The organism is Spirosoma lituiforme (assembly GCF_054776635.1).
On record NZ_BAAHBO010000043.1, the window covers coordinates 1 to 697 of the forward strand.

Sequence of the window (697 nt, forward strand, 5' to 3'; positions counted from 1 at the left end):
TGGGAGTTGGGGGGACCTGAAGGTCGGTTTAAGCGCCGGGCAAGGGTAAACTCGGTAACTAGGGCTAAGTCGTAACAAGGTAGCCGTACCGGAAGGTGCGGCTGGAACACCTCCTTTTTGGAGCCGAATAGGTTACCTACAATGTCAATATGCAAAGCACTGGGCTTGTAGCTCAGGTGGTTAGAGCGCTACACTGATAATGTAGAGGTCCGTGGTTCGAGTCCACGCAGGCCCACAAGTACAGAAGTTACAATACATAGCCGGGGGATTAGCTCAGTTGGCTAGAGCACCTGCTTTGCAAGCAGGGGGTCAACGGTTCGAATCCGTTATTCTCCACTTGAACCATTCGGGTTCATTTGTTCTTTGACCTACGGAAAGAGATTGAGTTGCTTTTGTAACTCAGAATAATAGATAATCAACAGATTTATCTAGTGACAAATAGGTATTAAGTAAAGCGTAGTGAATACGCAGCAAAAGGGCGTCTGGGGGATGCCTGTGGCTTCTGATGGCGATGAAGGACGTGGCAAGCGACGAAACATGACGGGGACCCGCTGGCAGGGGCTGATCCGCTGGTATCCGAATGGGGCAACCCACTAGTTTGAAGAACTAGTACCTTTCGAGGGGCAAACGCGGCGAACTGAAACATCTAAGTACCCGCAGGAAGAGAAAACAATTGTGATTCCCTGAGTAGTGGCGA

2 tRNA genes and 2 rRNA genes are annotated in these 697 nt (G+C 50.1%); all 4 read left to right on the top strand.

Annotated elements, in window-relative coordinates:
• Positions 1-117 (top strand): 16S ribosomal RNA (locus ACYU87_RS27575); the annotation flags it as partial.
• 44 nt (positions 118-161) lie between these two features.
• Positions 162-235, top strand: a tRNA-Ile gene (locus ACYU87_RS27580).
• Positions 236-262: 27 nt separating this feature from the next.
• Positions 263-336: transfer RNA gene (locus tag ACYU87_RS27585), tRNA-Ala, on the top strand.
• A 125-nt stretch (positions 337-461) separates the two neighbouring features.
• A 23S ribosomal RNA gene (locus ACYU87_RS27590) occupies positions 462-697 on the top strand; the annotation flags it as partial.